Origin of the sequence: Pseudomonas sp. (assembly GCF_032058845.1) — a bacterium.
Lineage (GTDB): Bacteria > Pseudomonadota > Gammaproteobacteria > Pseudomonadales > Pseudomonadaceae > Aquipseudomonas.
In genome coordinates, this window is record NZ_DAMCCR010000061.1 from 23,614 (window position 1) to 27,154 (window position 3,541).

General features: G+C 65.4%; 4 protein-coding genes. All 4 read left to right on the forward strand.

All coding sequences use genetic code 11. The features are described 5' to 3' along the window. The coding region (locus tag RT028_RS13020; RefSeq protein WP_312935406.1) for a flagellar hook-length control protein FliK at positions 1-1,062 on the forward strand (1,062 nt) is incomplete at its 5' end. Positions 1,063-1,578: 516 nt separating this feature from the next. Then, the gene (gene fliL / locus RT028_RS13025; protein ID WP_312935408.1) at positions 1,579-2,079 is read left to right on the forward strand and encodes a flagellar basal body-associated protein FliL; all 501 of its coding nucleotides are present in this window, start codon (positions 1,579-1,581) and stop codon (positions 2,077-2,079) included. Between the two features lie 9 nt (positions 2,080-2,088). Further along, complete coding sequence (gene fliM, locus RT028_RS13030) at positions 2,089-3,057, forward strand: flagellar motor switch protein FliM (RefSeq protein WP_312935409.1); 969 nt, start codon at positions 2,089-2,091, stop codon at positions 3,055-3,057. A 48-nt stretch (positions 3,058-3,105) separates the two neighbouring features. After that, positions 3,106-3,541 (forward strand): flagellar motor switch protein FliN (gene fliN, locus RT028_RS13035; protein ID WP_312935410.1); only part of this gene is annotated, 436 nt, incomplete at its 3' end.

Sequence of the window (3,541 nt, forward strand, 5' to 3'; positions counted from 1 at the left end):
CCCGCCACTGATCCCGGCGATGCGGCAAGCCCCGGCGCCGCAGGCGTTGCCACTGGCGGCAAAACGTTGCCAGGCACGGCCCAGGGTGCGGCCGACGAAGACGCCAGTACCGTGCGCGACGCCAGCCTCGTGGCCGGCCAGGTCACCGACGCCGCCCCAGGTGCGCAACTGATTCAAGCCCAGGCACAGGTGGTCGCGCCGCTGCTGCAAGCGGCCGTCAGCGACCCGCAGACCCAGGCTGAAACCTTCGATCCCGCTGCCGATGCGCTGGCGGGGATGCCGACCTTGCGCCTGGCCCTGGAGCAGAATGCCAAGGCCCAAGGCGCGACCTCGGCCCACGCCCAGGCAACTGACGCTGAAACCGCCGATGGGCCAACCACCGTCAATCCCTTGGCGACCCAGCTTGCAGCGCTGGAAGGGGACGCCGAGGGTGGCAAGCCTGGCGAGAAATCGTTCGGCGGGCTGATCGACGATGGTCTCAAGGACCTGAAATCGGCCAGCAGCGACACCCGCGTCGACGATTTCGCCAACCGATTGGCTGAGCTCACCCAGGCGGCCACGCCCAAGACTGCCAATGCGCAGCCGGCAACCCCCTTGCAGCAACCGCTGCCGATGAACCAGGGCGCCTGGACCGAGGGCCTGGTCAACCGGGTGATGTACCTGTCGAGCCAGAACCTGAAATCTGCCGATATCCAGCTCGAACCGGCCGAGTTGGGCCGGCTCAATGTGCGGGTCAACGTGGCCGCCGATCAGGCCACGCAAATCACCTTCATCAGCGGCCACGTCGGTGTGCGTGATGCGCTGGACAGCCAGATGCACCGCCTGCGCGAGCTGTTCACCCAGCAGGGGATGCAGCAGCCGGAGGTCAACGTGGCGGACTTCTCCCGCCAGCAGCAGCAACAGCAGCACAGCCCGCAAGACTCGTCAGGCAACTCGAGCAGCCTGTCGGGCGTCGCCGCACGTCGCGCCGAAGCGGGCTCAGCCGACCCGGTCGCCGACGCTGGCCGCGTTCAGCACCAGCAGGTGGTGATCGGTGACAGCGCGGTGGATTACTACGCCTGAGGCTGGCCGTGGGGTGCGCCGGTCGGTCAGCGGTGCGGAAAGCGGGCCGGCTGCGCCGGCCATCGCGACTGAAGTCGCTCCCACAAAACGCGGTCCATGCGGAGCTCCGGCGTTCCGGTCAGCCGCGATGGCCGGCATAGCCGGCCCGATTCAGGCGTCGCCAAACAGCAGGGATATGGAGGTTGCAGCCCTGGGTCGGCTGCGCCGCCCATCGCGGCTAAAGCCGCTTCCACAAAACGCGGTCCGTGTAGGAGCGACTTCAGTCGCGATGGGCGGCAACGCCGCCCCGGCTCAAGCGGGTAGTACCGTCTGAAAGGACGCGATTGCAACCAGCGGCGTTAGGCCAACGCTGCACCGACTGACCGCACCGCCCGACGACTCGTTGCAACGTGCAGCCGTGCTCCACGCTACAACGCCGTGTGCTGCACCAAGCGCACCCCCAACGACAATTGGCATGCCCTTTGCTCCACCCCCGTAATCCACCCTGCAACCCCTGACGGACGACGGATTATTGGCATGGCCAAGAGCGAAGCAGAAAAAGATCCCGCGAAGAAAGGCAAACTCAAGCTGATCATCCTGGCCGTGGTCGGGTTGCTGCTGGCCATCGGCCTGTCGGTGGGCGCCACCTGGTTCATCATGCACAAGAACGAGCCGGCTGCCCCAAGCGCCGAGGCCGCTGCTGGCAGCGCCAAGCCCAAGGCCATCTATGACACCCTGACCCCGGCCTTCGTGGTCAATTTCAACCAGAACGGTCGCCAGCGTTACATGCAGGTCAGCATCAGCCTGCAAGCGCGCAACCAGGCTGACCTGGACGCGCTCAAGGTGCACATGCCGGTGATCCGCAACAACCTGGTGATGATGTTCTCTGGGCAGGGATTCGACACCCTCGCCGGCAGCCCGGTGGGTCAGGAAATGCTGCGTCAGAAGGCCACGGCCGTGGTCCAGGAAGTGGCGCAGAAAGAAGTCGGCAAGCCGGTCATCGACCAGTTGCTGTTCACCAACTTCGTATTGCAGTAGGAGCGCCCGATGGCTGTGCAGGACCTGCTGTCCCAGGATGAGATCGATGCCCTGCTGCATGGGGTGGACGATGGCCTGGTGCAAACCGAGAACGCCGCCGAACCCGGCAGCGTCAAGAGCTACGACCTCACCAGCCAGGACCGGATCGTGCGTGGGCGCATGCCCACGCTGGAAATGATCAACGAGCGCTTTGCGCGCTACACCCGCATCAGCATGTTCAACCTGCTGCGCCGCTCGGCCGATGTCGCCGTGGGTGGCGTGCAGGTGATGAAGTTCGGCGAGTACGTGCATTCGCTGTACGTGCCCACCAGCCTCAACCTGGTCAAGATCAAGCCGCTGCGCGGCACGGCGCTGTTCATTCTCGACGCCAAGCTGGTGTTCAAGCTGGTGGACAACTTCTTCGGCGGCGACGGCCGCCACGCCAAGATCGAAGGCCGCGAATTCACCCCCACCGAACTGCGCGTGGTGCGCATCGTGCTCGACCAGGCCTTCACCGACCTCAAGGAAGCCTGGCAGGCGATCATGCCGGTGAACTTCGAGTACATGAACTCGGAGGTCAACCCCGCCATGGCCAACATCGTCGGGCCGAGCGAGGCGGTGGTGGTGTCGACCTTCCACATCGAGCTCGACGGCGGCGGCGGCGACCTGCACGTGACCATGCCGTATTCGATGATCGAGCCGGTGCGCGAGATGCTCGATGCCGGTTTCCAGTCCGACCTGGACGACCAGGACGAACGCTGGGTCAAGGCCCTGCGCGAAGACGTGCTGGATGTGGCCGTACCGCTCACCGCCACCGTCGCCCGCCGCCAGCTCAAGCTGCGCGACATCCTGCACATGCAGCCCGGTGACGTGATCCCGGTCGAGCTGCCCGAGCACCTGGTGCTGCGCGCCAACGGCGTGCCGTCGTTCAAGGCGCGGCTCGGCGCACACAAGGGCAACCTGGCGCTGCAGATCATCGACCCGATCGGCCGCCGCTGACCGCGCGCCGCTCGCATTTTCCCGAATTCAAGGTCTGTCGAGGACACCATGGCAAACGAAAACGAAATCACCTCCGCCGAGGACCAGGCCCTGGCCGATGAATGGGCGGCGGCGCTGGAAGAAACCGGCGACGCCGGCCAGGCCGATATCGACGCACTGCTCAATGGCGATTCCGGTCCCGGTCGCATGCCGATGGAAGAGTTCGCCAGCTCGCCGCGGCCGAACGAGAACGTCAGCCTGGAAGGCCCGAACCTGGATGTGATCCTCGACATTCCGGTGAACATCTCCATGGAAGTGGGCAGCACCGAGATCAACATTCGCAACCTGCTGCAGCTCAACCAGGGCTCGGTGATCGAACTCGACCGCCTGGCCGGCGAGCCGCTCGATGTGCTGGTCAACGGCACGCTGATCGCCCATGGCGAAGTGGTGGTGGTCAACGAGAAGTTCGGCATCCGCCTGACGGACGTGATCAGCCCCAGCGAAC